The organism is Leptospira kmetyi serovar Malaysia str. Bejo-Iso9 (assembly GCF_000243735.2).
GTDB lineage: Bacteria > Spirochaetota > Leptospiria > Leptospirales > Leptospiraceae > Leptospira > Leptospira kmetyi.
Map to the genome: position 1 here is coordinate 1,983,735 of NZ_AHMP02000003.1, position 25,962 is coordinate 2,009,696.

Consider the following 25,962-nt stretch of genomic DNA (forward strand, 5'->3'; position numbering starts at 1 on the left):
CACCAAGAAGAATCTATTTCGAAGAGTTTTCAAGAAATAAATCTTTTCCGTTAATTTAACCAGAGGTTTACGATGCTTGCGCCTTCGATCTTCGGAAACGTCTTCACTTGAGAACGTTGAACAACAATAGTCTCGCCGTCCGAGCCGAGATCCCAAAGAGAACCTCTTAAGAATACGTTGATCCCGTGACTCGCTCCGGACTTGGAAAGTCTTCCGGCCATCGCGTATTTCAACCAAGCCTTTCCTTCTACAATCTTGCCGATGTCCTCCGAACGAACGTCCGGGGGATTCGAAGAACCGTTGTAACCCTTCCAGATCTCGGACATGGCCCCGTTCGGAGCCACATACGAAGGAACCAGAATGAAATCTACATTCTGCTTTTTGAATGTTTCGTAAACCGCGGGATACCACGAATCGGCGCAGACCAAAACTCCGATTCTACCGGCGGGACTTTCAATCGACCTTAGATTCTCCGCCGAAGAAGCGGCCACAAAGGGTTTCTCGTCCCCGATCGGATATATTTTTTGGGGAGAATTCTCCGCCACGGAACCGTCCGGTAAAAACACGAAAGAAACGTTCTTCAAAGAGCCGCTTCCGATTCGGATTACACCGGATACGATCGTCGGTTCGGGAAGAAGAATCGAACCGGCGACGATCGTGATCTTATACTTACGAGCCAAGGACGAAAACGTATTCGAATAGATCGAAAGCATCTTTTCCGCCTTCATACGAAAAAGCGCGTCTCGAACTCCGTCTTCGCCTCGGGCCGAAATCAGATTCTTAACAAAGGAAATCGGATTGCTGAGAACCAAGGTTTGCATCGCGTCTTCGATCTTTGCCGATTTTGCCACCGAGTCTTTTTCATCGGCGATTACGAGCCAAGTTCCCAGGTATTCCGGAAAAACCGCGATCGTTTTTGCATTTAAGAATTTTTCCCGATCTGCTTGCACGAGATAAGAATCGATCTTGGTCAAAAAATTTCGTTCACTCGAGTAATCCCCCGGAAACATCCAGGGTTGAATTCCGAGAAGATTTCCCTTTTGAACGTCGCGGCCCACGGTTTCCATTCTCACCAAACGAGAATCCGTTTTTTCCTTCGAGGGAGAACGGCCCGTGAACGACCAAATCGTATAAAGAATAATAAGACAAAGAAGAACGGGAAGAGAATATCGTTTGAAGGAATTCATGGCTCAGTCGAGCCAGAAAAGAAAATTCATTCAACTCTTATTTTTAAAAACAAAAAAGGCGCCGAAGGTTTTCCGTTGCGGCGCCTTCTTACTTAGATCATTTCCGTTTAAATTGCGTTTGACCGATGAGAACGAACGGAGTCACGTTTCCGTTCGAATGCCTCCGTCTCCTCCGCGGTTGTTATTGCGAACAATCAAAGAGGTTGATAAACCGAAAAGCTCCCGGGTTTTGATTTTGTAGAGCCAACAACAGGATCACATTGTTCTGGATATCGTCTTTCTTTTTGTAGCCGCAAATTGTAAGGAACCCTAACAGAGCGATCGTAAGAAGTAACTTCATTCGTTTCATATTTGTAAATCCTCCCAAGGAACAAATGAAATATTGAATCCAAACAATCGATCCGAGACAGGAACCGGCCCCAAGAATGGAAATTTTTTCTTTACTTGGGTGTAAAAACGCGTCCATACGACTTTTTATTTATACCAAGTTATATTATGATCCTCTTCGCATTATAAAGCAAGAGGCAAGATTCTCCAAATTCGTATATCCTGTTCCAAGTCGTTTCCATCGATCGCAATGGGAGAATCCAGATGAGCCTTACAGAAAATCAATTCCGAAGTTTAGTCGAATCCTTTGAAATCATCAATCTGGATCGGATTAAGTTCGCTGAATTGTTTTTTCTATATCTTAAGGAAAACAGCCCCAAATACGAAGACATCTTTTCCAGACTTCAATTGGAAGAAGTAAGATCCTTTATGGGCTCCGCGAGAAATATCGTGTTGACCGGTTCTCAAAGTATTCCTTTGGAAAAGGCGGTTCATCATTTCGGAATGGAATGTATCAAAATCTGCAACCGAGCCGACGAGATCTTTCTTTTGGAAAGGGGTTGGATTTTCGCGATGGAAGAATGGTTGGGACCTTGGTTTACGCACGAGATCGAAGAAAGCTGGAAAGAAGTTTTTAAGATGATCTACGTCTCCTCCGCCGAAACGCTTCAGTGGAGCTGAGAGAATTTTACTTTTAGAATATTCATTTTTTTTTATCTATTTTTTCGAGTGGAAACGTTTTTCCGCGTATCGTTTTAAACGCAAAAGTCTTTCGCTTCGATTTCCGATCGTCCTTCGTAAACCTCACGCCGATTCCGCAAAATATCGATTCTAAATAAACGCGGTAGAACCTTCGGACGTTTAGAACGTCCGAAGGACTTCGCTTATCAACGAAGTTTAAATCTGGACTTGTAAGTATAAGAAGTATTGAGATTCTCCGTTCCGATCGTTCCCGTAACTTGAACCGTTTCTTCGATTCCGATATACGCTTTGTCTATATCGTTCATGTTCTCCAGCGTAAGTTTCGCGTTATTCTTCGTAAACGTAATATCGAATTTCGGATAAAGATATCCGTTTACCTTATAAGTGCTGGATTGAATTCTTTCGGTCGCGTTTCCGGTCGCTTTCGTAAGCGCGGCGGTCGAAGTCGGATCGATGACGATACTCGCCTGACCGTTTCTTAAAATCTCGCCTTCGATCACGGCCGTTGCGGTCGTGTTTTCGGTTCCTTCCATCAGAGGAACGGTTTGTTTGCAAGACTCGAACACGGTTTTTGCATCGTTGAATTGAGCGCTCGCCGTCGTTGCGGTGGCGCTCATAACCAAGTCGCCGGTCAAAGTCATCTTTCCGCCCTGAGAACAATCCTGCGATTGAGAGATCAAAGAATACGGAGAAACGTTTCCTGTGGAGTAGAATCCTTGTCCGCCTCCGCTCGAGCTTCTCGCGTTGAGAGAAGCGTAGATTCCCGAAATTCCCAAACCCTGAGGTTGAAGCGCCAAAAGAAGAGCCATATCGTTTTTAGAATGGTCTTCGTTTTTGCCGCCGCAGTTCGCAAGAATCAACGTTAGGAACAACGTCGTTGTGATTTTTTGAATCATAGTCGAATCCTCCTGATCAGATCCGAACTCGCCAACGACTCTCGAGGAATTTTGTGCCTAAAAAAATTTCAAAAACGAAGAACGACTCCTCCGGACACTTCTTTTTCCCGAAAGGAAACGTTCAAACTGGGAACCACGTTCCAATTCTCAAACTGATAACCGAGAAACGCGTCCAAAATTAATACGAAAACCAAAGCCGAAACATAGGTTCTCTTTTCCTCTTCGTAAAGACCTCTTTGCATCAATCGGCCGTTCGTAAGAACGACCAACGACGATTCCCAATGAATTCGATTGAGCAAAACCACGTTTATAATTTTAGTATCGTTCGAAACAAAGGCCGCGATTTCGATCGGAGTGGGCGGAATGATTTTGGATGATTTTACGAAAGATTCCGCGGGAGATAAATAAATATAACTTTCGTAAGCGAGAAAGAGTTCCGCAAAGATCAGAAAAAATCCCAAGCTCTTCAAAGAATTGGAATCGTTTCGAACCAAACGAGACCAACCCGGAATCAATCCTTCCGCAAAGACCGCGGTCCCCGATTTTTGTTTTGTGGATGCGGAGAATGGAATTTGCTTTTCTTCTAAAGACTTGTCCGAATCGGATAAAACGGGAACGATTTTCGTTCGATCATTCCGATTCTCCTTCGATTTTATCTTTGTCGGCAGGTCGTTTGAGATGAAAATCCTTTGAACCTCGTTCAAAGAAACCGTTTCTTTTTTTCCGTTTCGATATGTGATTTCGAAGCCGTTCGCAATCGGTTTCACCTCTACGTTTGCAATCCTTTTGCCATTCTTCAGTAAAATCGACTTTGAATCGATCGTAGAAACGAAACCGAGAAAAGCAAAACAAAGAATCAAAAAAACTTTTTCGCGAACGAACGTCATATTTTTTTTACCTTAAGCTGGCACATTTTTAAAAGCAACTCGTTATCTATAACAGATGAATCAGAACACAAAAGATCGAATTTTCGATTTTGACGGTTTGTATTCGAGGAATTACGAAAAAATTTTTCGATTTCTTCTGAGCAAAAACGCATCTAGAGAAGAAGCCGAAGAAGTTTGTCAGGAAACCTTCATCAAAGTTTTGAAACATTGGGATAAGTTCGATCCGTCCAAAGGAAACGAAACCTCTTGGATGATTACGATCGCAAAGAATCTTTTTTTGGATTGGATTAAGAAGAAAGGGCCGATCGAAACAAGAGAGGTGTTCGATTCTCAAAAAGTTTTGGAATCCGTTTCCAAAGAACAAACGAACGCGAACGACGAGGAAGAAATGAAACGTCGTCTTGAAATTCTGAACGAAAGCGTGGAAAGTCTTCCGCATTTGGAAAAGAATATCATCGTTCTTCGTTTTTTGAGAAAACATACGATCAAAGAAACCGCGGAGTTATTGGGAATATCCGTAAGAACCGTAAATCGAAAGACATACGCGTCCTTGACGGTTTTAAGAAGAATATTAAAAAAATCGAATTTAGAATTCGAAGGATTATAGGAGGTCGCAGATGAAAAATGATTCGGATTCAACTCGAAGAGAAAAAATGCAAAAAGCGATCTCCAACGAAATGACTAGAAACGAACTCGGTGAATTTCTTTCGGATCCGAGCGCCCGAAAAGAATTCTTCGAATTGATGAAACTCAAAAACGAAATCGGTCTTTTGAACGAACAAGCGAACACACATTCCAACGTAACATACGTATCTTCGTTTCGATCAAAGCGGAAAATTTTCGATTTTAAAAATCCGCTCTTGGCCGCCGCGAGCGTTTTGATTCTTTCCTTACTTGCGATTTATTTTATGTTCTTTCGATATCATAGGGACGGGTTGTCGATCTCCAAATCCGTCACAACCGGGGATTGTTTCGTAGATAGGAATCCGAACGGAAAAGAGATTCTTTTTAAAGCGGGGAAGAATTCTTTTTGCGATTACAAAACGGAAGGTGATCTCGGTTTGACGTTGCGTTTGCTACCGAATTCCGAGTTTTCCGTTTTTCAAAACGAAGACGAAGCGGATCTAAATCTGAATTACGGAATCGTTTTGTTTACCACGCACAAAAATCGTTCTTCTTTGAGGATTCGTTCCAAGGTGAAGAATCTTTCCTCCGAACTTTTGGGAACCACCCTTGTTTTGATCGCGGATCCTTCTGTAAAACGATATCAGATTTTGGTTTTGGAAGGAGCGATTCGAGTGAAAGACCCGAACTTCGGCGACGCGAAACCGGAAGTTCGAGTCGGTTTCGAAGTCGTAAAGGACGATCCCGCAGGGACTCAAAGCGCATCCGATTCCAATCAGTCGAAGATCCAGATTTCAAAGATCGAACCGAACACATTCATAAAATATAAAATTCTTTCAGAGATTTTCAAATCGATCGTCGACGGCAACACGAACGCAAACGGAAATCCAAACGAAAGTCACGATGAAAAAACGGTCTCCATTCTCCGGAAAGAAACCGGATCTGCGGAATCGAGTCCGATCTTCAAAATCGTTCTGAAAAACGGAAAGAACTTCCTGGGTTCCGTGGAAGAAACGGATCGTTTCTACATTCTCACGGACAAAGAAGGAAAGAAATTCGAAATCGACAAAAAGGAAATCGAAGAACTGGAACTGATCCCTCCCGAAAATTAGGAAAAAACATTCGTATATTATAATTTTCTACTAATTACCGGAATGCTGATCGGAGGATTGCTCGCCTTACAGACGAAAGTGGTGAGTCCCGTGGAAACCAAGGAAACGAGAAAGATCTGATCCGCACATTCGTTTACGGCGTCCTTTTGATACATCTTTTTCTCGTCGATTCCCAGCCCGTCCGGAATCAAAATCGTAAGCGTCAAACCCGCAACCGCGCTGGAATGAAGCGGTTCCGGTTCGTTCAAGGCCATGATATAAACCAACTGACTGAGAAGCAATCGGTCCGAAATGATTTGTTTGGCTTCGACTCCGGTGATTAAACTCGGATTGATATTTACGTATGCGCAATTGAATCCGAAGAGGACGAAAAAGAAAAAGGTTCGACCTGTTTTTAATGAGAAACGCATTACGGAATTCCGAACATGCGAGTTTAAATTCAACCCGCGTATTTTAGACTGTTCCCGAAAAAAACGAAGTCAAACCATTTTCAAAAAGAGAGGCTTAGCGCCTCTAACACTTAGTATTTAGGCCAGTCGATCGCGTCGTCTTTGAAAAGCGGGCTGAATCCGAAAAAGATCAGTTCGTTTTCTTCGAATTGAAAGATCGCGTTGAGTTTATCGGAAAACGCGGTGATACCGTGAACGTGATCTTCGTCGTCGTGGTCATGATCTTCATGATCGTGTTCCTCGTCGTCTTCTTCGAAATCGAAGATCCCGTTTTTACTTAAGAGTTCTCGAATGCTTTCGATCGATTCTCCGATGATCGGTTTTCCGAAAAGACGAATCGAAGGATTGGAAATGGTGATGGAATACAATCGATCGCCTTCGTCCTTATCGAATTCGTATTCCGATTCCGCGGAAAAATATTCGAACCCTGTCGAAATGGAACCTTCGTAATCGTAATCGTAAACTTCGTCGGGTTCTCCGAGCTTCGCCTTTACCTCTTCTTTGGACATTCCGAAATAAAGACCGTTTAATCCCTTTCCGATTTCTATGTTCACATTTCCCTCCTTCGAGTTTGAAAATCGAAAACGATTCTCGGACCCGATTAAAACACAGGCTCTTTGAGACGTCGAACACTGACAACCTCTTAAAAAGTCGAGTCGTCCTGAAGTTTGAGATTTTTTCTAAGGTTTCTAAATTCGTTATGATTGCGATTCCAATAATCGCTTTGTATCGTCGCGTCCAAGGTCGCGTATGTAGTCATCAATCTTCCGTTGAAGTCCCGGAAGGTTTCCTCCCAGGCGAGAATTTTAAACGGAAATGAAGACTCGGCCCGAATCTTCAACGTTCTTTCCTCTTCCAAATACCAGATCGTATAAACGAACGAATCGTCCTGTTTTTGTCTGGAAAGAACGGCCCTCAAGGGTTTCAGTTCTTTGTGATTGAGTCTTACGTGAAAAAGTCCGGGGATGATTTTTAATTCTCCGGTGGGAACGTTTTCCGGATTCAACCGGATTCGATTCCAAATTTCGTCCTCCAGGATTTCCTTTTCCAAAAAGAATTTTCGATCCCCTTCCGTTTCGAAATAAGAATAGGATTCGATTCTATATCGATCGTTGTCCAAATTCAATTGTGTGAATACGTTTCCGCACCATTCCTGAGAAGACATACTCTCCTTAATCGTATTAGGATTTTGTTTTGTATCCAAAGGCGTGAACACGGAAAGAGTCATCGAATAGGCGTAGATTCCGGTCACGAAATTCTTTACAAAATTGAGCTTCAACACTTTGGCCCGATCGGTTTCGTGTTTCTCGGGCTCGTCCAGTTTGACCTGTTTGGTTTTGGAAAAATCTTCCGTGACGAACAATAGAATCGCCTTGCCCGTATGATTCTCGCCGTATCGAACTTGGTTTAAATTGTAAGAGGAGATTTCCGCGGTTCCGGATTCCCAATACGCTCGAAATCTTTCTTTGGGGTCGTCGGAGAATGGGGTCGGAGGACCGGCCTTTTTACAATCGAACAAAAATCCGAAAAGAATCAGGATGAGCGCGAGTCGGTTCATGGATCTTAGAGCTTATCTCAAAGGAGGAACTCTTCAAGAACTTTCGTTTGCCTTCGGAGATTTGTCGGAGGTACGACGGATACCGTACTCGGGATTTTAGTTTACAAAAGTTGAATTTTCTGTTAGTGGAAAGTTCGGCGATGGGGCCCACGAGCCCACCTCCACCTCCCGAACTCGGGCGGGGGCTTTCTTGTATTACGGAAAGTTTGTCGGAACTACGACAAAACCCCGCGCCAGCGATCGGAGCGATGCACTCACAAACGACCCATGGGAAATGAGTTTGAGTTAACGCAGCCGCCTTGCGGCCGAAGCGAACGCGAAGTCGCGGAAGAGCGCGGTCCTTTCGATTGAAAATCGAAAGGAGGCGCCCGTTTTTGTTAAGCGAAATGTTTTTTCCCGGCCTCGATTTTAGGAAGCGCTCAATAGCTAAGATATTGCAAGGCGCCGATGGCCAAAAGATTTCCGGGAACGAGCAAGAACCAACCGAGCGCGACCATAAAGAAACAGATCACCACGATCACGGTTACGCCCACGCTATAAGGCGCGGAATGATTGCGGGAAATTTCGCCTTCGTCGCTACTCATAAAAGTCGCGATTCCGATTCGCAGATAATAATAAAGCGCGAGCGCGGAATTCATCACGCCCCCGATCAAAAGAATTCGATTCATCAGATGTTCTGATTCTGCGAGTTTTTGAAAGAGAAACAACTTCGCCCAAAATCCTCCGAACGGCGGAACTCCCGCCAAGGACATAAAGAAGATGTTGATCGCGATCGCGGTGAACGGTTTCGCCCCCGATAAGGATTGAATCGAAAAGAACGTTACTTGTCTTGTTCCTTCTTCGAGATATGCAAGAATCGCAAACGCTCCCAAACTCATAAAAGAATAAACGATGAGATAGAATAAAACTTCTTCCTTGATTCCCGCGGAAATCCCGGCGACGATATAACCCGCGTGAGCGATCGAGGAATACGCGAGCATTCGCTTTAAATTTTCCTGTTTTAATGCGAGAAGGTTTCCGTAAACCATCGACAACAAAGCGAGAATTCCCGGCAACCAAGCCCAGGTGCTGTCTTCCAGCGGAAGCGGAAGTTTAGAATAAAGAACGAGCAACAATCCGATCGAAGCCGCTTTCGCCGCGGTCGACATGTAGCCCGTAACAGGAGTCAACGCTCCTTCGTACGCGTCCGGAGTCCACGCGTGATACGGAAACAATGCGATCTTAAACGCGACTCCCGTGATGAACAATACAAGTCCGATCTTCGCAAAATTTCCCTGATAACCCGCGATGAGAAGCGGCTTTAAAGCGACCGAGATATTCGTCGATCCGCTTCCTCCGAATAGGAACGCGATTCCCATCAACATAAAGCCGGAAGAGAAACTTCCCAAAAGAAAATATTTGAGAGTCGCTTCGAGCGAGAATAGATCGCTTCTCGCCATTCCGATCAGAATGTATAAGCAAATGCTCATAAGCTCGAGCGCCACGAACACGAGAATAAAATCCTGTCCGGCGGTCATCAGCATCATTCCGCAGGTCGCGAACAACAACAATGGGTAGAATTCGGGAAATTCTATTTTATGATTCTTTAATATTCTTGGAACGATGGCCGCGGTTCCGATCGCCATGGAGATATAAATCAGATTGAGCCAAAAGGATAAGACCGAGTTTTCGATCTGTCCGCCGAAATAGGTTCCGTTTCCCGGAAATCGAAACGCGGTATAAAACACGCTCGCAAACGCGATGAGAAGAATCAGACCGGAAACGTATCGTACGATCAGAAATTCTTTCGTTTTAAAAAGAACGGACAAACAGATCAGAAACACTCCGCCCGCCGCCAAGATCAACGCGGGAAGAATGGAAAATAAATCGAGAACGTTCGGTATCAAACTCATTTTTGCGCCTCCTCGTCCCCTTCAGGAGAGGTTTCCTTTCCTTTTCGGATCGATTCCGGCAAAGCGTATTTGCTCGGATATCCTTTGAGTCGTTCTTCGTAACGAGCCGGTTCGGTTCCCAAGGATTTGTAAGACGTGATCTTTCTCTCGAAAGGTTTATCGCTCAGATCCTTTTCCTTAAGAGAACGTTCTTCGATCACTTTCATAGATGCCGAATTTAATGCGACTCTCACGGAAGGTTCCAAAACTCTTAAGAAAGGTTTCGGATAGATTCCGATCCAGAAAATCATGATTACGGTCGGAACGAGAATCGCCCATTCCTTGAGGTTGAGATCGTGATGTTCGATCAGATTTTTGGAAGGTTCTCCGAAGATCATTCTTTTTGCGAACAACAAAAGATAACCCGCCGCGAACACGACTCCGGTTGCGGCTAATGCGCCGTATACGACGTTCGCCTTGATGCTTCCGAGTATGATTAAAAATTCTCCGATAAAGCTGTTCGTTCCGGGAACTCCGAGCGAAGAGAACACGGCGATCGCAAAGAACACCGAGAACACGGGAAGCAATTTGGACAAACCGCCCGCCTTCGCGATGTCGTTGTTGCCGATTCTTTCGTGCAACATCCCGAGCATAAAGAAGAGCATTCCCGCGGTGAATCCGTGGTTCAACATCTGAAGCATTCCACCGGCCATACCTTCTTCGGTGAAACTCAAAATCCCGAGCATACAAAAACTCATATGCGCTAAGGAAGAAAACGCGACGACTCGTTTGGAATTCTCCTGTGCCATCGCGATGACGGCCCCGTATATGATTCCGGCGATCGACAAGGCTCCGAGCAGTTCCCTGTATTCCAACATTTCTTCGGGAAAAAGAGGAATCGCCAAACGTATAAATCCGTATAAACCGATCTTCAATAAGATCCCCGAAAGGTCCACGGAACCCACGGTGGGCGCCTGAGAGTGAACGTCCGGCATCCAAGTATGCAACGGAAACAAAGGCACCTTGATCGCAAACGCCAACACGAACGCGAAGAACATAAACAAACGGATGTTTTTCGGTATCTCGGGAAGAAGTCCGGTGGACAATTCCTCGATGACGATCGTTCCCGTTTTAAAATACAAGATTAGAATTCCTGCAAGCATCAAAACAGAACCGGTGAAAGAGAAGATCAGGTACTTGATCGCGGCTTTTACGCGCTGATCCTCTCCCCAAATTCCCACCATAAGAACCATCGGAGAAACCATCGCTTCCCAGAAGATATAGAACAACACTAGATTTCCCGAAAGAAAAACTCCGTGAACGCTCATCTCGACGATCATTAGATAAACGTAAAATTCCCGGATACGATTGGTGATGCTCGACCAAGTGGCAAGTGTCGAGAGAAAGAACAACATCGAGGACATTCCGCAAAGAAGAAGACTGAATCCGTCGAGTCCGATATGATAATCCACTCTAAGATTTCCGGAAACGACGATGTCCCGGATTCTATCCACGAATTGCAAAGAAGCGTTCGACGGATCGTATTCGAAATACAATCCTACGATGATCAAAAACGGAACCAACGTAAACGATCCCGCTACGAATCGTAACCAATAAACCTTATTGGATAAGAATAGGAACGGCACTCCGATCAGAGGTAGAAATAAAAAAATGCTCAGTATATACGGCGGGAAATCCAAGTTACAGCCCCCTCAGTAGAAAAAAGGAAAGAATGACCACGGTTCCCAATACGATCAGAATCGCGTAGTCTACGATGATTCCCGTTTGAACCCTTCTAAGAACCAAAGAGATCGCCACCGCGACCCTTCCCGTTCCCCGCAAAATCAGATCGAGGAAATTTCTTTCCACGTATCCAGCTAAGAATTTTCCGAGAAGAAGAATCGGTTCCACGATAAAGTCCCTATAAAACTCATCGATGTAGTATTTTTGGGAAAGAATTCTTTTGATTCCCGTATGCGATTCTTCCGCATCGGGAATTTTTTTTCCGGTTAAGAATACGGTTCTTGCGATAAAAATTCCGGAGATCGCCACAGCGACCGAAACGGCGACCAAACTCAGTTCGATCGTTTCTCCGATTTCATGCGCGTCTAACGATTGTTTGACGATCATCTCGGAAACTTCGGTTCCTCTGAGAAATACGGGAGCGAAGTAACGCGTAAGAACGTTCACTCCTCCGAAGAAAAAATGAGGAACTTCCAAAAAGCCGGTGATCGCCGCGCCTATGGAAAGAATCACGAGGGGAATCGTCATCACGAGAGGAGACTCGTGCAAATGAGAAGCCTTATGCGATGACACTCTGGATTCTCCGTAAAACGCGAGGTAGGTCATTCGGAACATATAAAACGCGGTTAAAAGCGCTGTTACGATTCCGAGTCCGTAAAAAAGAGTCCCGTAAGCATAACTTTTTTCTAATATTAGATCTTTGGAAAAGAATCCGCTGAACGGAGGAATCCCCGAAATCGCGAGCGATCCGACGAGAAACGTGATCCATGTGATCTTCATCTGGTTTTTCAATCCGCCCATATTCCGCAAATCCTGTTCGTGATGTAGAGCGTGAATCACGGAACCCGATCCCAAAAAGAGAAGCGCCTTAAAAAACGCGTGTGTCATCAAATGAAAAAGTCCGGCGACATACGCTCCCGCTCCCATCGCGACGAACATATATCCGAGCTGCGATACGGTGGAATACGCGAGCACCTTCTTGATATCGTTTTGAAAAAGTCCGATCGTCGCGGCGAAGAATGCGGTTACCGATCCGATGATTACGATCCAATGTCCCACTTGAGGCGCGGATAAAAAGATAGGATTGAGTCTCGCGATTAAAAAAATTCCCGCGGTAACCATCGTCGCCGCGTGAATGAGAGCCGACACGGGCGTCGGTCCCGCCATCGCGTCGGGAAGCCAAACGTGCAACGGAAGTTGAGCCGACTTTCCGATCGCTCCGATAAAAAAACAAACAGCCGCCAAAGGAAGAACGTAACGAAACGAAGGAACTTCCGGAATCGCTTCCGAAATCTGAACGAAAGAAACGCTTCCGGTATACCAGAACACGAGCGCGATTCCGAGAAGCATCCCGAGATCTCCGATTCGATTCGTGATAAACGCCTTCATTCCCGCGTTGGCCGCCGACTCTTTGTGATAGTCGAAACCGATCAAAAGATACGAACAAAGCCCCACTCCTTCCCATCCAAGGAAAAGAAGTATTAAGTTTTCTGCAAGTACCAGATTGAGCATCGCGAAGATAAATAGATTCAAATACGCGAAGTAACGGCTGAATCCCGGATCTTCCTTCATATAACCGATGCTGTAAAGATGTATAAGAGATCCGATTCCGGTTATGATCAAAATCATATAAAGCGAAAGCTGATCCACCTGATACGCGAGAGAAACGTTCAAACCTCCCGCTTCAAACCAAGGAAACACGGTCACGATTTCGGGAACCGTTCTTTCCATCGGATGAAATTGAAAAAAAGACAACAAGGCCAACGCGAAGGATAAGAATACTACGCCGGTGGAAATCACTCCGGTAAAACTTCTGAGCCATTTGCCGAAAAGACCGGAGATCAAAAATCCGATCAAAGGAAGAGCGACTAACGCAGGGATTAGATTTGATATTTCCATTCTCTTCCTACCATTTCATCAGATTCATTTCGTCTACGAAACTCGTCTTTTTGATTCTATGGATCGCGATCACGATCGCAAGTCCGATCGCCGCTTCGGCCGCCGCGATGGCCATAACGAAAAACACGACCACTTCCCCGTCGACCTGATGGAGCGCCTTCGAAAAAGTAACGAATACGAGGTTCACTGAATTGAGGATCAACTCCACCGACATAAAAATCAAAACCGCGCTTCTGCGGACCATCACACCCGCGACTCCGATCGTAAAGATGATCATCGCGAGAATTAGAAAATAATGCACCGGAATTCCGGAAATCCAGAGGCTCATACGTTTCCTCCTTCTTCGCCTTTTCCTAAATTCTTTTTTCCGAGTAGAACCGCGCCGAGCACGGCCGCAAGGAGTAATATCGAGATGAGTTCGAAAGGAAGAAGGTATCGTAAGAACATCGCGCTTCCGACAACGGCCGTGTTACCCGAAATCGCAACGGCGGTCGGGTTGGACGTGTTTCCTTCTTTGGGAATCGGAAACGAATATTGTTGATTGGCGTTCGCTCCGTAACCGACTCTTTGCGAATTTTCGGACGGAATCCCGTCTTGAACCGCAGTGATCAAAAGAATCCCCAAGAACATTACAAGTCCTAAATATAATAATTTCTTAATAGGCTTTTCGAAGATAAAGAGCTTCGTGTCGTCCTCTCGTAGCGACAAAAGCATCAACACGAACACGACGAGAACCATAATCGCGCCCGCGTAAACGAGAAGTTGCATCGTCGCGATAAAGATCGCGTTCATCACCGCGTAGATCGCGGCGAGAGAGAAAAAACTCAATACGAGCAGAACCGCGGCCGTGATCGCGTTGGGATGAAAGATCACCCCTAGGGAACTGAGTATCATCACCGCCGAAAACAGAAAGAATAGAAGCAGTTGAGGTTGATCCGTATATGGCATATCGTTATATTCTTAAAATTGTATATAGATGCTTGCGATCACGATGTTCAAAATGGCCCAAGGAATGAGTTTTTTCCACCCGAGGCTCATGAGTTGATCGTATCTAAAACGGGGAAGCGTCCATCGCACCCACATAAAAAGGAACGCGAAAAACAACACCTTGCCCAAAAAGAAAAACAAACCGAGAAGAGGTTGTAATACGTTTCCTTCCAAAAGTCCGAACGGTACCTGATAACCGCCGAAAAACAAAAGCGTCACGACACAACTCATCGTGATCATGTTCATGTATTCCGCGATGAAAAATAATGCGAACTTAAACGCGCCGTATTCCGTATGAAACCCTACGACGAGTTCGGATTCGGCTTCGGCCAAATCGAAAGGAAGTCGATTCGTTTCCGCGAACATCGCCACGACAAAAAGACAAAACGCGATAAAACCCGGAAGTTTGAATATGTTCCAAAGCCCGGCTTGAGACGCGCTGATATCGGAAAGTTTTAACGATCCCGTAAGAATGACGATCGAAACCACGCTCATCCCCAAGGGAAGTTCGTAGCTGATCATCTGGGCCGTGGAACGGATCGCGCCTAACAACGAATATTTGTTGTTACTCGCCCAACCCGCGATGATGATTCCGTAAACCGCAAGAGAAGAGATCGCGAACAAAAACAAGATTCCCGTATCGGGATTTGCGACTTGAAGATCCAAAAATCCAAGACCGGTTTTTTCCGCCAACCAAGGGGGAAGAGGAATCTGCCCGCCCAAAGGAACCACGGACCAAGCCATGATCGCACAAGTCATGGAAATCGCGGGCGCGACCAAATACATGACCTTGTTCACCTGAGTCGGGAACACTTCTTCTTTGGTTAAGAATTTAATTCCATCCGCGAGAGGTTGAAGAAGTCCCCAGATCCCGGCGCGGTTCGGGCCCTTACGATCCTGGATAAAACCCGCAACCCTTCTTTCCGCAAGAGTGTAATACGCGCAAGCGGTGATGAGGATAAAAAAGAAAAGCCCGCTTTTTAAAAGCCAAAATAGAATCTCGTTCCAATTCATGGAGCAGTTCTTCCTCCCGCTGTCGCCGATTCGGAAATCTTATCTTCCTTTCTTCTCCGAGGATGATCCGGAGTCGGTTCCGGTTTGTCCTTGAGTTTTGCGTCGAACTCCGCGCGGAATTTTTGCAAGGCCGGACGAACCGCACCCACACAAGCGTCGGAAAGAGGACAGATGGTCGTTCCACCTTCCATGTTTCTGGACAAGGAAAGAATCAAGTCGATGTCTTGGGTCGTTCCTTCTCCTTCACGAATCTTATAAAGAATGTCCCGAACCCAATGAGTACCTTCGCGGCAAGGAGTACACTGACCGCAGGATTCGTGAGCGTAGAATCTCGCGAAACGATACGTGGTCTCCACGATGTCCGTGCCTTCCGCAAGAACGATGACCGCGCCCGAACCGAGCATGGTTTTGTGGGCCGCCATGGATTCGAAATCCATATTCGCGGTTTTGCATTCTTCCGCGGTGAGAATCGGAACGGAAGATCCGCCGGGAATGATCGCCTTGAGAGGTTTATCGTCCACGATTCCTCCGCAAAGATCATTCACAAGTTCTAATAAAGGAGTTCCTAATTCGATTTCATAAACGCCCGGACGTTTTACGTGACCGGAAACGCTGAAGAGTCTCGTACCCGGAGATTTTTCGGTTCCGATCTTGGAATACCAATCCGCTCCCTTGTCGAGAATATGAGGAACCGCCGAAAACGTTTCCACGTTATTCACAACGGTCGGAGAACGATAAAGTCCCGACACGGCGGGGAAAGGAGGTTTCAATCTTGGATGGCCCCTCCTGCCTTCGAGAGAATTGATGAGTGCGGTTTCTTCTCCGCAGATGTAAGCGCCCGCGCCTTCGTAAAGAATCAGATCGAAGTCGAATCCGCTTCCGAGAATATTCTGCCCCAGATATCCTTTCGCATAGGCTTCGTCGATCGCCTTTTGCATGGTTCTCGCGCCTTTTTGAAATTCTCCTCGGATATAAAAGAATCCCTTGCTCGAACCGATCGCTTTGGCTCCGATGATCATCCCTTCGATGATCTGGTGCGGAAGGTTCTCAATCAGTTTACGATCTTTGAATGTTCCCGGTTCGCCTTCGTCGGCGTTGCAGATGATGTATTTCGGTTTTGGAATGTCTTTCGGAATGAAGGACCACTTGAGTCCGGTCGGAAATCCCGCGCCGCCTCTTCCCCTAAGTCCCGACTTTTTCACCTCGGCGATGATGTCGTCCGGTTTCATCTGAAGGGCTTTTTTCATCCCGTCGTATCCGTGAACCGATTCGTAAAACTCGAGTTCGGCGGACTTAGGGTTGTCGATATATTTCGTGAGAAGTTTCATTTCTGCCATAAGGAGTTCCTTTGTCAGTTCAGGCCGCTTAGAATCTGATCCACTTTTTCGGGCGTAAGTTGTTCGTGAAAATCGTCGTTGATCTGCACCATCGGAGCGTAACCGCATGCGCCCAAACATTCCACCTCTTCCAAGGTGAACTTTTGATCCGGAGTGGTTTGTCCGAGATGAATTCCGAGTTTCTCGCAGAGATGTTTTTCGATCGTATCGTTCCCTTGCAGATAACAGCTCGAGGTTCCGCAGATTTGGATATGATATTTACCGACCGGTTTTTTATTGTAAAGAGTGTAAAACGTCGCGACCCCGTAGACTTGCGCGAGAGAGATCGGATCTCCGAGACGGTCCGCGATGTAATTCATTCCTTCCTGATCCACAAAACCGTGTTCCCTTTGTAGAATGTACAAACAGGGAAGAATCAAGGATCGTTTATCCGGAAACACTTCGAGCATCTTTTGGAATCTTTTTTCGGATTCCGCACTGAACTTGTAACTCATCAGCAGTCCAACTCCCCCGCGATCACGTTCAAGGAACTCATCGTCGCGACCGAATCCGCAAGAAGTCCTCCGCGAACGAGTTCGGAAAAGGATTGATAATACCAGAAGCAAGGGCGTCTAACGTGAACTCTCCAGGGGGATTTTTCCCCTTCGGAAACGATGTAGAATCCGAGTTCTCCGTTGGCCGCTTCGGTCGCCATGTAGTGTTCTCCCGGAGGAACCTTGACGCCGTGCATGATGATCTTGAAGTGATAGATCAATTCTTCCATGTTGTTGTAGACTTTGTTCTTTTCGGGAAGGTAGGCGTGCGGAAGATCCGCGTGCCAAGGCCCTTCCGGAATTCCGTCCACGAGTTGTTCGATGATTCGGATCGATTGACGCATCTCTTCCATTCTCACCAAACTTCTGTGAAGAACGGAACCGTCTTCTCCGACCGGAACGTCGAAGTCCACCTTGTCATACAACATATACGGTTCGTCTTTGCGGACGTCCCAATCCACTCCGGCCGCGCGGAGATTCGGTCCCGAGAATCCGTAGGCGATCGCGTCTTCCGCGGAGATTCCGCCGATTCCTTCGGTGCGTCCGAGAAAGATTTTATTTTTGAGAAGAAGACTGTTGAACTCTTCGATCGCGGGTTTTAATCCCTTGCAGATGAGTTTTACTTCTTTGACGAACTCGGGATAAAGATCCCTTTCCAAACCGCCGATCCTGCAAAAGGTCGTGGTCAATCTCGCGCCCGTCAACTTTTCGATGACTTGATAGATGTTTTCTCTGTGATGAAAGAGATGGAGCATTCCCGAAAAAGCGCCGAGATCCACTCCGAGAATTCCCGTGCAGATGATATGATCCATGATTCTCGAAAGTTCCGAGATGATCATTCTCACATACGTAACTCGATCCGGAACTTCGATCTGCATCATCTTTTCCACCGCGAGAATCCAACCGATGTTGTTCAGCGGAGTCGAAACGTAGTTCATACGATCGGTGCAGACTAGGAACTGATTGTAAGTATAACGTTCTCCTAATTTTTCGAAACAACGGTGAACGTAACCGATGATCGATTCGGCTTCTACGATTCTTTCTCCGTCGAGTTGGATCACGTTCTGGAGAATTCCGTGCGTGGCCGGATGCGAAGGTCCCAAGTTTACGAGAAGATGTCCTTCGGGAAGGTTGGCGAATTTTTGTCCGAAATGTTCGGCCGTTTTTTCGTACATCATTCTACTTTCCTCCTTCCTTTGTGATGTCTTCGTTTACGTGGATCTGAAGAAGGTCTTCGATGAGATAGTCCTGTCCGAATCCTTCCAACGGAAAATCCTTACGAAGAGGATGCCCTTGAAAGTTGTCCGGCATAAGAATCCGATCCAAACTCGGATGTCCGATAAAAGAGATTCCAAAAAGATCATATACTTCGCGTTCGGGCCAGTTCGCGCCTTTGAAAACAGAAGTGATACTCGGTACGGATTCTCCGTCTTCGAGCCGAACCTTAAATTGAATTCTGCTCGAAGCCTTACTTCCCGATCGAAGCAGATAGCAGACTTCGAAACGGGGTTCTTTTTTTCCGAGCCAATCGACCGCAGTTAAGTCGTTTAGAAAATTATAATTGAGTGTTGGATCGTTTTTCAAGGCGGACAATACGGGAACCAATCCCTCCGCTTTTAGAAAAAAAACGGGGACGTTGGAGATCGTCGTTTCCTGCGTATCCAAAAAATGAGGGAATTTTTCTTTTAGGAATCGTTCTACTTCTTCTTTCATCGTACAACCAGGGGTTTATTTCTTTCGTTCAATTCCTGGATTTTCTGCATCACTTCCTGACGTCTCGCTTCCAGCCCCTGGGTTTTCAGTTTCGCCTGTAATTTCAAAAGGGCGTCCAAGATCGCTTCCGGTCTCGGCGGACATCCCGGAACGTAAATGTCCACGGGGAGAATCCGATCCACTCCTTGCAAAACTCCGTATGTATGAAACATTCCACCCGAAGAAGCGCAAGCTCCCACGCTGATCACGAACTTCGGCTCCGCCATCTGATCGTAAATCTGACGAAGCACCGGCGCCATCTTATAAGTAATGGTCCCGAGAACCAGAATCATATCCGCCTGACGCGGTGAAAACGAAGGTCGTTCCGCACCGAAGCGCGCGATATCGTAATCGGAACAAGCCGTGCTCATGTATTCGATTCCGCAACAAGCGGTCGCGAACGGATACGGCCAAAGAGAATAACTTCTTCCCCACTGAATTACGGACTCGATGCTTCCGAGTTGAACCATATCGCCCAGGGCCTGGCCCGGGGCTTTACTCAAATCACTCAATCCCATTCCAAGGCTCCTTTCTTCCAGATATAGTATAAACCAACGACCAAGGTCAGGACAAACACAAACATCTCGACTACGAGAAAAAGTCCGATTCCCGCATTCTTAAATCCGATCAGATTGACCGCGTAAGGAAAAAGGAAAACTGCTTCGATATCAAACAGAATGAATAAGACCGCGACAAGATAAAACTTGATATTGAAAAGTCCTCTCGCATCCCCGTAGTATTGAACCCCGCATTCGAACGTGTCCTGCGGTTTGGACTTTTTTTTCGGGCCGATGAGTATGGCAAGGGTAAGAATCAGAGCGGAGAATCCGACTCCGAGTAAGAATTGAATTAATAAAGGGCCAAGGTGCTCGGGAGCGCTATCCATAGCTACTATTAGACTCCCGTTTGCATATAGCCTGTCAATCAATTTCGCGTTCCATCTCAGGGAACACAAACCCCGATTCCCAACCCGAAAATAAAAATATTCTAAATTAGGATTTCGTTACAATGGCGAATTCCGCCGAACGAAACCCTAAAAAACGGATGGACAAATGGGTCGACTGACTACTGGTAGTAAAGGAACAGAAGGGAAAACGAATTGTCCGCTCCTCGTATCGCATTTACTTTTTCCCGAATCGGGAGCCTTATTTCCTCTTTCCCGAGAATTTTCGGCGCATTCATTCTATTCTTTTTCGTATTCGTGCAGTGTGCTTCCTCGAAAAATTTCATCTTCGGAACCGTATTCGTTCGAAAGGGTTTTACGCCGGATAAAAAAGCGAGACACGTGGTTTTTCCGGTTCAGATTCGAAGCGGCTGGTTGATGAAAAACCAAAACGCGGATCAGAAAAAATTCTTAGAATCCAGAAGTTATGAAAAGCTGGAACTCGCCATTCTCGAATACGGCGGAAAGGTGCAGGACAAATACAACGCGGAAAAACAATACCGCACCGCGTTTGCGGCGGAGAATTCCTTCAGCGAAGAAAAAGGAATTCAAATCGCAAAACAACTCAAAGGCGACGTGGTCGTCTTTACGGACATGACGGATTACGGAACCGCTTCCGGTAATTCGGTGATGGAAGTCACGGTCAAAGCGATGGATGTCGACAACGGAGAAATTCTCTGGAAGGCGATCTACTCGGGGAAAGCCCGAGGTCTTCAGGACAACATCGACATTTCCATTCTCGAGTCCGAAATCTTTGAACATCTTACTGATAAATTAAAAAACAAAACGGAGTAAAAGGAGAAAAACATGGCTAAGGTAGTATTGTCCAGTTTTGCCGAACTAGAAGCCTATACGGGAAAGGAAATCGGAGTATCCGATTATCATACGGTGACACAGGAGCAGGTGAACAAGTTTGCCGACGCGACCCTGGATCATCAGTGGATTCACACCGACCCGGCTAGAGCCGCAAAGGAATCTCCTTTCGGAGGGACGATCGCTCACGGATATCTTACCTTATCCATGGCACCCTACCTCTTATCTCAAATATTAGAATTAAAGAATATTAAGATGGGGATCAATTACGGGATGGAGAAACTTCGGTTTTTAGAGCCCGTAAAAGTAGGAAGCAAGTTGAGAATTAGAGCGGAGTTGATCGAACTGAAAGACCTAAGAGGCACGGCGAGAATGACTCTGAAGATGACTTTTGAAACCGAAGGATCCACGAAAGCGGCGGCCGTAGGAGAGGTAATCTATCTATATCAATTTGCCTGATCAGAAAAAAATTTCTAAAATTGGGTAAAATATGAGTCCTAGACTGATCATCTATATGATCTCGAGAATTCGAGACGAATTCCACAGACACCTAAACCTGGAGCTGAAAGAAAAAGGTTTGGGTCCGTTAACGACCACTCACGCAGACATCCTGTTCGCGCTTGTCAAAAAGAAGAAAGCGCAGATGCAGGAGATCGCGAAGATGATCAATCGAGACAAATCCACGTTAACCGCTCTTGTCGACAAGTTGGAAGCGTTGGGTTTCGTCGAAAGAACGAGAGATCCCGAAGATCAGAGAATCGTCCATCTGGAACTAACGAACAAGGCGTATTCCGTTCGCCCTGTACTACTCGGAATTTCCAGATCGCTCGTAAACAATCTCTACAAGGGATTTACCGAGGACGAAAAAAGGGAACTGGTGCGGCTTTTGATGAAGTTGTATCAGAACCAAAATCCGGAGTCCGCCACGGTGGAGCTCCTTCAGTAAAAATTCCATGGAACCGATCGCTCAGATAACGTCTTGGATTTCCGGTACGATTCTCTTCGTCTTATCGGGACTTCATTTCTATTGGGTGGCGGGAGGAACCAAAGGAAAAAATCGCGCAATACCGGAAGTACAGGGTAAACCGGCGTTTCAACCGGGAAAACTCACCACCGCAACGGTGGGAATTCTGTTATTTCTTGCCGTCTTGTTTCCGATCGGACTCAGAATGCAGGCTCCGTTCGGAATTTTTCGCAATCTATTGGAGTACGGAACCGTATTCTTATCCTTCGTGTTTTTACTCAGAGCGATCGGAGACTTTAAACTCGTCGGGTTTTTCAAAAGAATCCGGGGAACCGACTTCGCAAAATACGACGACCTCTACTATTCTCCCCTTTGTCTTATACTTTCCCTTTTGCTGTTCGTTTCCCGTTTCTAAAAAACCGTTCTTATTTTTCAGAAAGAATTTATTTTCCATTTGATAAAAACCGGGCTTTGATTTCCATTCTTCATCCATGAAATCAAACCACAAATTTTCGGATAAACTTCGGTATCATTTCGACAACTTCATGTCCAGAGGAGGAGGTTCGGTATTCGTAGCGCTGATCACTTTGTTCCTGATCGCGTTCGTATTGCTCTCCGTATTTCGTTTGTTAGGCGGACTGATTTTTCCGGACGAATCGATCCAAGGAAAGGGAGAATTTTTGTGGAGAGTATTCCTGCAGATCTCCGACGCGGGCGCGGTCGCCGAAGACGGAGAATCGAACTGGTTCAATAAAACTACCGGAATTCTCACCGTGTTCCTCGGATTGGTGCTCTTTTCGAGTTTGGTCGCGTTCATCACGAATCAGTTCGATCAAAAAATCCAGGACCTAAGAAAAGGGAAAAGCGACGTATTAGAAAAAGATCATACGATTATTCTCGGCTTCGGAGTTCGGGTCGTGGAGATCATCAAGGAATTGATCGAAGCGAATTCTTCCGAATCGAGAGCCGTAGTCGTGATCCTCGCCGAAGAAGACAAGGAAGCGATGGACGATTATCTTTCTGAAAATCTGGAGGAAAGAAAAACGACGAAGATCATCACACGTTCCGGAACTCCTTCGAGTCTTCATTCTTTGAGAAAAGTGAACGCCGGAGAAGCGAAGTCCGTGTTGGTTCTCAATTCTTCCGGAGAAGAGGACGGTAAGGACGGCAGAAACATCGGGGACGCAAAGGTTTTAAAATCGTTGATGGCGTTAGTCGCGCTTGGTCACGAACGGGAGCTTCCTCCGATCGTTGCGGAACTCTACAACGAGGAAAATCGAATGATCGCCCAGGAACTTTCCTCTTCGATCCAAGTGATGGACGAAAGGAATATTCTCGCCAAACTTCTCGTTCAAACCTCGAGAACCTCGGGGCTCGCGGTCGTATATTCCAATCTTGTGGGATTCGAAGGCGACGAGATCTACTTCTACAAACCTTCTTCGGGTTGGAAGGGCAACGATTATCAACAAATTTCATTTCGGTTTAACGAATCGGTTCCATTGGGTTTTCGCAAAGAGGACGGTGAAATCATTTTAAATCCTTCTCAGGATTACGTTCCGAGCGATTCCGAGGACGCGATCCTTCTCGCGGAAGACGATTCCAAAATCCGTTATTCGGACTCGCCGGTCGCAAGTCCGAAGGACTTCAATCTTCCCAAAAAGAAAAGAAACAACCCTGTCGACAAACAACTGATCGTGGGTTGGAATTCGAAAAGTCCTTTGATCGTGGAAGAATACGCGAAGTTCGTTTCTCCCGGTTCGACGATCGACATTCTAGTCAAACAGATCGACGACGAGTTCAAGTCCACGGTTCTTCGTTTGAAGAAAAAATATCCGAAGATCACGTTACGCTCCTTTCAAGCCGATCTTTCCCAGGAATCGGTGATGAAACGTCTCGCTCCCGAATCTTACGATTCCGTAATATTCTTAGCAGAGGAAAAGGAGAACATAGAGGAAGTGGACGCGCAGACGATTTCGTTGTTGCTTCGTTTTAGACAATACTTCAAACGATACGCGTTCAAAACGGGCAATCAACCGTCTACTCAGCTCATCACCGAAATCATGAATTCCGAAAACACGGAGATCGTTCTCGAAACCGGAGTGAAGGACTTTCTGATTTCCAATCAGTTCGTTTCCAAGATGATGGCTCAGGTTTCGCAGGAACCGGACGTGATGAGAATCTACGAAAATCTTTTCAGCCCGGAAGGAAGCGAGATTTATCTCAAACCCGCGTCCTTATATTTCGATCATCTTCCTCAGACCTTGAGTTTCGCCGATTGTGTAGGCGCGGCTTTAAAACGCGGAGAAACCTGTTTCGGAATTCGAATCGCTTCCGAGGAATTGGAGGAGGAAAACGGATACGGAGTTCACCTAATCCCTCTTAAGGACGCGAACTTTACGGTTCGTCCCGAAGATACTTTGATCGTATTGGCGGAGGATCAATCTTAATCTCGCGTCTTAGGTAGCGAGATTGTCCGACTTCCGCGATGCGTTTAAAACGTGTTCATCGGAAATATTGAATGCGACATTCGTAAAAAAGATATTTCCAAGTAAAAAATCCGTTCTCCTTGTCTGTTCAAAATGGCAAGAAGCGTAAAAGAATCAGAGAACGGATTTTATGAAAAAAGCGAAAACTACGATCCTCCTCATTCTTCTCTGCGTCCGATGTCAGAGCGATAAAATCGATCTCGTAAGCGGCAAGGATGCGATCGAAAGAATTTCCAAAGAGATCTCGGTCATTTCCACGTTCGAAAGTTTCGGCAGTCCTAGAATCAACAATACGACCTGTAACGTCGGCACGGACAACACAACACCTTACGCCGCGCCTATCGACACCAATCCGAATGAAACGTATGCGACGGCGCAATCGATTTCGCTTCAATATCCCCAGTTCTCAAGAGTAAAAATAACCGGCAATATTTCCAATCCGACGGACAAGGATGTTTTCGTTTTTACGAGTAACCTGTTTCTCTTTGGACAATTCTCGCAGCTGACTGGCGCGGCGGCCTGTAAGATCAGCTACGGCGCGGATGAAACGATGAACAATAGTTTCTATCCAACCGGCATCAGCATGCCTCTTACGGTGGGAACGAACGCATTCAGCCGAACGATCGGAACCAATCCTTGGGAAGCCGTATACATAGGTTGCGAGGGAACCACGGGACAGGATTATACTCTGCAAGTGGATTACAACACGACCGGAACCTTTGCGAACTCGAACACGATAAGCGTAGGAATCTCTCCCGCCGGGCTTAACATGTTTACATCCCATCTGATTTTTATCGAAGCGATGGGAATCGAAAAATCGAAAACGTATACGACAGATTCTATGAATCGATGTATCGACGCGATTCGAACCAAAGGTTTTATATTTGCAATCGCAAATTACAACCGAACCTTCTCGCTCTGCGCGAGCAACAGAGCCGCTTACGAAGCGGAAAGAATATTTTTGTTAAGCGAAGACTGCACCTTAAAACCGGCCCAGGTAACGCCGAATAAAATCTACGGCACGGGAGAATGATCGCTCCGGGATACACAGCGAACGGAAGAATCCGCAAAACGAAGCCGAACTCTTGAAACGCATTCTCCTTGCGACGAACGTCGTTTAAGGAACCAATCCGTCCAAATACTTTAGAAAAGGCTGAAGAATTTTATACGACTCGATCGTATTCTTGACGAAATTTTTGGAACACAGATCCGAATCGTTCACCTTTCGTTCCACGATATAACTCGTATATTGGATCAAAGGAAGATCGGGATGTTCCTTTGAAAAACCTTTCGGAGCCGTTTTCAACTTCATGTCGGAAAGACCTTCGAATTCTTTGACGAACTTTTTGTCCTGGATAATCTTCTTTAGAATTTTAGAATCTTCTAAAATAGCTTCCCTCACCGCGCGGAGAATTTTCGTTTCGGGCATATACAAACCGCCCGCGATAAAGGATTCGTTGCCGGGTTGAACGTGGATGTAAAAAAGAGGACGGCCTAAATCTTTTCCCGAAGCGCCGATGCTCGCGCCGAAATTGGTTTTATACGGTTCCTTGTTTTTGGAAAAACGAACGTCCCTATAAATGCGGAAGATACATTTTTTAGGATCCACACCCGTCAAAGCGGGATTCACCTTTGCAAGACCGAAGATCAGTTCCGTGATCAGGTTTTCGAAATCGGTCTTCGCTTCCGTAAACGAATCCTTATTCTTTTCCAACCAGGGTTTGTTATTATTCTTCGCTAATTTTTTAAGAAAGTCGAGAGTCGCGGGATGTAACATGAAAAACCTTTCGCATAAGAATCGTATCGACGGAATCTTCGATCAAGTCAAAAACGAATCCAAGAAACGGAGAGGATCGATACGAAGCGGGCGACCCGACT

General features: G+C 45.9%; 28 protein-coding genes. 9 read left to right on the forward strand and 19 right to left on the reverse strand.

The features are described 5' to 3' along the window. Window positions 1-50: 50 nt before the first annotated feature. Complete coding sequence (locus tag LEP1GSC052_RS11630; RefSeq protein WP_010574060.1) at window positions 51-1,187, reverse strand: nitrilase-related carbon-nitrogen hydrolase; 1,137 nt, start codon at window positions 1,185-1,187, stop codon at window positions 51-53. A gap of 591 nt (window positions 1,188-1,778) precedes the next feature. On the opposite strand from LEP1GSC052_RS11630, the gene LEP1GSC052_RS11640 reads away from it, so the two are divergent. Continuing rightward, the gene (locus LEP1GSC052_RS11640; protein WP_010574058.1) at window positions 1,779-2,195 is read left to right on the forward strand and encodes a globin; all 417 of its coding nucleotides are present in this window, start codon (window positions 1,779-1,781) and stop codon (window positions 2,193-2,195) included. 206 nt (window positions 2,196-2,401) lie between these two features. On the opposite strand, the gene srp is transcribed toward LEP1GSC052_RS11640, so the two are convergent. Beyond that, window positions 2,402-3,112, reverse strand: coding sequence for a sigma factor SigX-regulated lipoprotein (srp, locus tag LEP1GSC052_RS11645; protein WP_010574057.1), 711 nt, complete (start codon window positions 3,110-3,112; stop codon window positions 2,402-2,404). Between the two features lie 68 nt (window positions 3,113-3,180). Next, complete coding sequence (locus LEP1GSC052_RS11650) at window positions 3,181-3,999, reverse strand: LA_0442/LA_0875 N-terminal domain-containing protein (RefSeq protein ID WP_010574056.1); 819 nt, start codon at window positions 3,997-3,999, stop codon at window positions 3,181-3,183. A 55-nt stretch (window positions 4,000-4,054) separates the two neighbouring features. Here LEP1GSC052_RS11650 and LEP1GSC052_RS11655 point away from each other — a divergent pair, with 55 nt between their 5' ends. Both LEP1GSC052_RS11655 and rsx read left to right on the forward strand, forming a co-directional pair. Continuing rightward, a complete protein-coding gene (locus LEP1GSC052_RS11655) occupies window positions 4,055-4,606 on the forward strand; it encodes an RNA polymerase sigma factor (protein ID WP_010574055.1) in 552 nt (183 codons plus the stop codon). A gap of 10 nt (window positions 4,607-4,616) precedes the next feature. Next, on the forward strand, window positions 4,617-5,735 hold the full coding sequence (gene rsx / locus LEP1GSC052_RS11660; protein WP_010574054.1) for an LIMLP_03685 family anti-sigma factor: 1,119 nt from the start codon (window positions 4,617-4,619) through the stop codon (window positions 5,733-5,735). A 17-nt stretch (window positions 5,736-5,752) separates the two neighbouring features. On the opposite strand, the gene LEP1GSC052_RS11665 is transcribed toward rsx, so the two are convergent. The 15 genes from LEP1GSC052_RS11665 to LEP1GSC052_RS11735 form a co-directional block, all read right to left on the reverse strand. After that, window positions 5,753-6,145, reverse strand: coding sequence for a TIGR04452 family lipoprotein (locus LEP1GSC052_RS11665; RefSeq protein ID WP_010574053.1), 393 nt, complete (start codon window positions 6,143-6,145; stop codon window positions 5,753-5,755). A 110-nt stretch (window positions 6,146-6,255) separates the two neighbouring features. Then, on the reverse strand, window positions 6,256-6,738 hold the full coding sequence (locus LEP1GSC052_RS11670) for a hypothetical protein (RefSeq protein WP_010574052.1): 483 nt from the start codon (window positions 6,736-6,738) through the stop codon (window positions 6,256-6,258). Window positions 6,739-6,827: 89 nt separating this feature from the next. After that, the gene (locus LEP1GSC052_RS11675) at window positions 6,828-7,742 is read right to left on the reverse strand and encodes a hypothetical protein (RefSeq protein WP_010574051.1); all 915 of its coding nucleotides are present in this window, start codon (window positions 7,740-7,742) and stop codon (window positions 6,828-6,830) included. A gap of 419 nt (window positions 7,743-8,161) precedes the next feature. Beyond that, the gene (locus LEP1GSC052_RS11680) at window positions 8,162-9,634 is read right to left on the reverse strand and encodes an NADH-quinone oxidoreductase subunit N (protein WP_010574050.1); all 1,473 of its coding nucleotides are present in this window, start codon (window positions 9,632-9,634) and stop codon (window positions 8,162-8,164) included. Then, on the reverse strand, window positions 9,631-11,313 hold the full coding sequence (locus tag LEP1GSC052_RS11685) for an NADH-quinone oxidoreductase subunit M (RefSeq protein ID WP_020986132.1): 1,683 nt from the start codon (window positions 11,311-11,313) through the stop codon (window positions 9,631-9,633). The genes LEP1GSC052_RS11680 and LEP1GSC052_RS11685 overlap by 4 nt, the downstream gene beginning before the upstream one ends. A gap of 1 nt (window position 11,314) precedes the next feature. After that, window positions 11,315-13,255: an NADH-quinone oxidoreductase subunit L gene (nuoL, locus tag LEP1GSC052_RS11690; RefSeq protein WP_010574048.1), complete on the reverse strand. Its 1,941-nt coding sequence runs from the start codon at window positions 13,253-13,255 to the stop codon at window positions 11,315-11,317. Window positions 13,256-13,262: 7 nt separating this feature from the next. Continuing rightward, window positions 13,263-13,583, reverse strand: coding sequence for an NADH-quinone oxidoreductase subunit NuoK (nuoK, locus tag LEP1GSC052_RS11695; protein ID WP_010574047.1), 321 nt, complete (start codon window positions 13,581-13,583; stop codon window positions 13,263-13,265). Next, the gene (locus LEP1GSC052_RS11700) at window positions 13,580-14,203 is read right to left on the reverse strand and encodes an NADH-quinone oxidoreductase subunit J family protein (RefSeq protein ID WP_010574046.1); all 624 of its coding nucleotides are present in this window, start codon (window positions 14,201-14,203) and stop codon (window positions 13,580-13,582) included. The genes nuoK and LEP1GSC052_RS11700 overlap by 4 nt, the downstream gene beginning before the upstream one ends. 12 nt (window positions 14,204-14,215) lie before the next feature. Then, the gene (gene nuoH / locus LEP1GSC052_RS11705; protein ID WP_010574045.1) at window positions 14,216-15,256 is read right to left on the reverse strand and encodes an NADH-quinone oxidoreductase subunit NuoH; all 1,041 of its coding nucleotides are present in this window, start codon (window positions 15,254-15,256) and stop codon (window positions 14,216-14,218) included. Then, window positions 15,253-16,593 (reverse strand): NADH-quinone oxidoreductase subunit NuoF, encoded by a 1,341-nt coding sequence (gene nuoF / locus LEP1GSC052_RS11710; RefSeq protein ID WP_010574044.1) that lies wholly within the window; start codon window positions 16,591-16,593, stop codon window positions 15,253-15,255. Before nuoF ends, nuoH begins: the two co-directional genes overlap by 4 nt. A gap of 14 nt (window positions 16,594-16,607) precedes the next feature. Next, on the reverse strand, window positions 16,608-17,087 hold the full coding sequence (gene nuoE, locus LEP1GSC052_RS11715; RefSeq protein WP_010574043.1) for an NADH-quinone oxidoreductase subunit NuoE: 480 nt from the start codon (window positions 17,085-17,087) through the stop codon (window positions 16,608-16,610). Next, complete coding sequence (gene nuoD / locus LEP1GSC052_RS11720; protein ID WP_040912983.1) at window positions 17,087-18,304, reverse strand: NADH dehydrogenase (quinone) subunit D; 1,218 nt, start codon at window positions 18,302-18,304, stop codon at window positions 17,087-17,089. The genes nuoE and nuoD overlap by 1 nt, the downstream gene beginning before the upstream one ends. A gap of 1 nt (window position 18,305) precedes the next feature. Next, complete coding sequence (locus LEP1GSC052_RS11725; RefSeq protein ID WP_010574041.1) at window positions 18,306-18,839, reverse strand: NADH-quinone oxidoreductase subunit C; 534 nt, start codon at window positions 18,837-18,839, stop codon at window positions 18,306-18,308. Beyond that, the gene (locus LEP1GSC052_RS11730) at window positions 18,836-19,396 is read right to left on the reverse strand and encodes an NADH-quinone oxidoreductase subunit B (RefSeq protein WP_010574040.1); all 561 of its coding nucleotides are present in this window, start codon (window positions 19,394-19,396) and stop codon (window positions 18,836-18,838) included. The genes LEP1GSC052_RS11725 and LEP1GSC052_RS11730 overlap by 4 nt, the downstream gene beginning before the upstream one ends. Next, window positions 19,387-19,764, reverse strand: coding sequence for an NADH-quinone oxidoreductase subunit A (locus tag LEP1GSC052_RS11735; RefSeq protein WP_010574039.1), 378 nt, complete (start codon window positions 19,762-19,764; stop codon window positions 19,387-19,389). The genes LEP1GSC052_RS11730 and LEP1GSC052_RS11735 overlap by 10 nt, the downstream gene beginning before the upstream one ends. A gap of 249 nt (window positions 19,765-20,013) precedes the next feature. Here LEP1GSC052_RS11735 and LEP1GSC052_RS11740 point away from each other — a divergent pair, with 249 nt between their 5' ends. The 6 genes from LEP1GSC052_RS11740 to LEP1GSC052_RS11765 all read left to right on the forward strand — a co-directional run bounded on the left by LEP1GSC052_RS11740 (window position 20,014) and on the right by LEP1GSC052_RS11765 (window position 25,117). Next, window positions 20,014-20,616 (forward strand): hypothetical protein, encoded by a 603-nt coding sequence (locus LEP1GSC052_RS11740; RefSeq protein WP_243397112.1) that lies wholly within the window; start codon window positions 20,014-20,016, stop codon window positions 20,614-20,616. A 12-nt stretch (window positions 20,617-20,628) separates the two neighbouring features. Beyond that, entirely contained in the window at window positions 20,629-21,093 is a 465-nt protein-coding gene (locus LEP1GSC052_RS11745) for a MaoC family dehydratase (RefSeq protein ID WP_020986121.1), read from the forward strand. 31 nt (window positions 21,094-21,124) lie between these two features. Further along, entirely contained in the window at window positions 21,125-21,580 is a 456-nt protein-coding gene (locus LEP1GSC052_RS11750) for a MarR family winged helix-turn-helix transcriptional regulator (RefSeq protein WP_010574036.1), read from the forward strand. 7 nt (window positions 21,581-21,587) lie between these two features. Continuing rightward, window positions 21,588-22,013 (forward strand): DUF3995 domain-containing protein, encoded by a 426-nt coding sequence (locus tag LEP1GSC052_RS11755; RefSeq protein WP_010574035.1) that lies wholly within the window; start codon window positions 21,588-21,590, stop codon window positions 22,011-22,013. Between the two features lie 76 nt (window positions 22,014-22,089). Continuing rightward, window positions 22,090-24,045: a CASTOR/POLLUX-related putative ion channel gene (locus LEP1GSC052_RS11760; RefSeq protein ID WP_010574034.1), complete on the forward strand. Its 1,956-nt coding sequence runs from the start codon at window positions 22,090-22,092 to the stop codon at window positions 24,043-24,045. Window positions 24,046-24,214: 169 nt separating this feature from the next. After that, window positions 24,215-25,117 carry a hypothetical protein gene (locus LEP1GSC052_RS11765; RefSeq protein ID WP_010574033.1) on the forward strand — a complete coding sequence of 301 codons (903 nt, stop codon included), beginning with the start codon at window positions 24,215-24,217 and terminating at the stop codon, window positions 25,115-25,117. A gap of 84 nt (window positions 25,118-25,201) precedes the next feature. Here the strand turns inward: LEP1GSC052_RS11765 and LEP1GSC052_RS11770 are convergent, their stop codons facing one another. Further along, window positions 25,202-25,861 (reverse strand): DUF2461 domain-containing protein, encoded by a 660-nt coding sequence (locus LEP1GSC052_RS11770; RefSeq protein WP_010574032.1) that lies wholly within the window; start codon window positions 25,859-25,861, stop codon window positions 25,202-25,204. Window positions 25,862-25,962 lie beyond the last annotated feature (101 nt).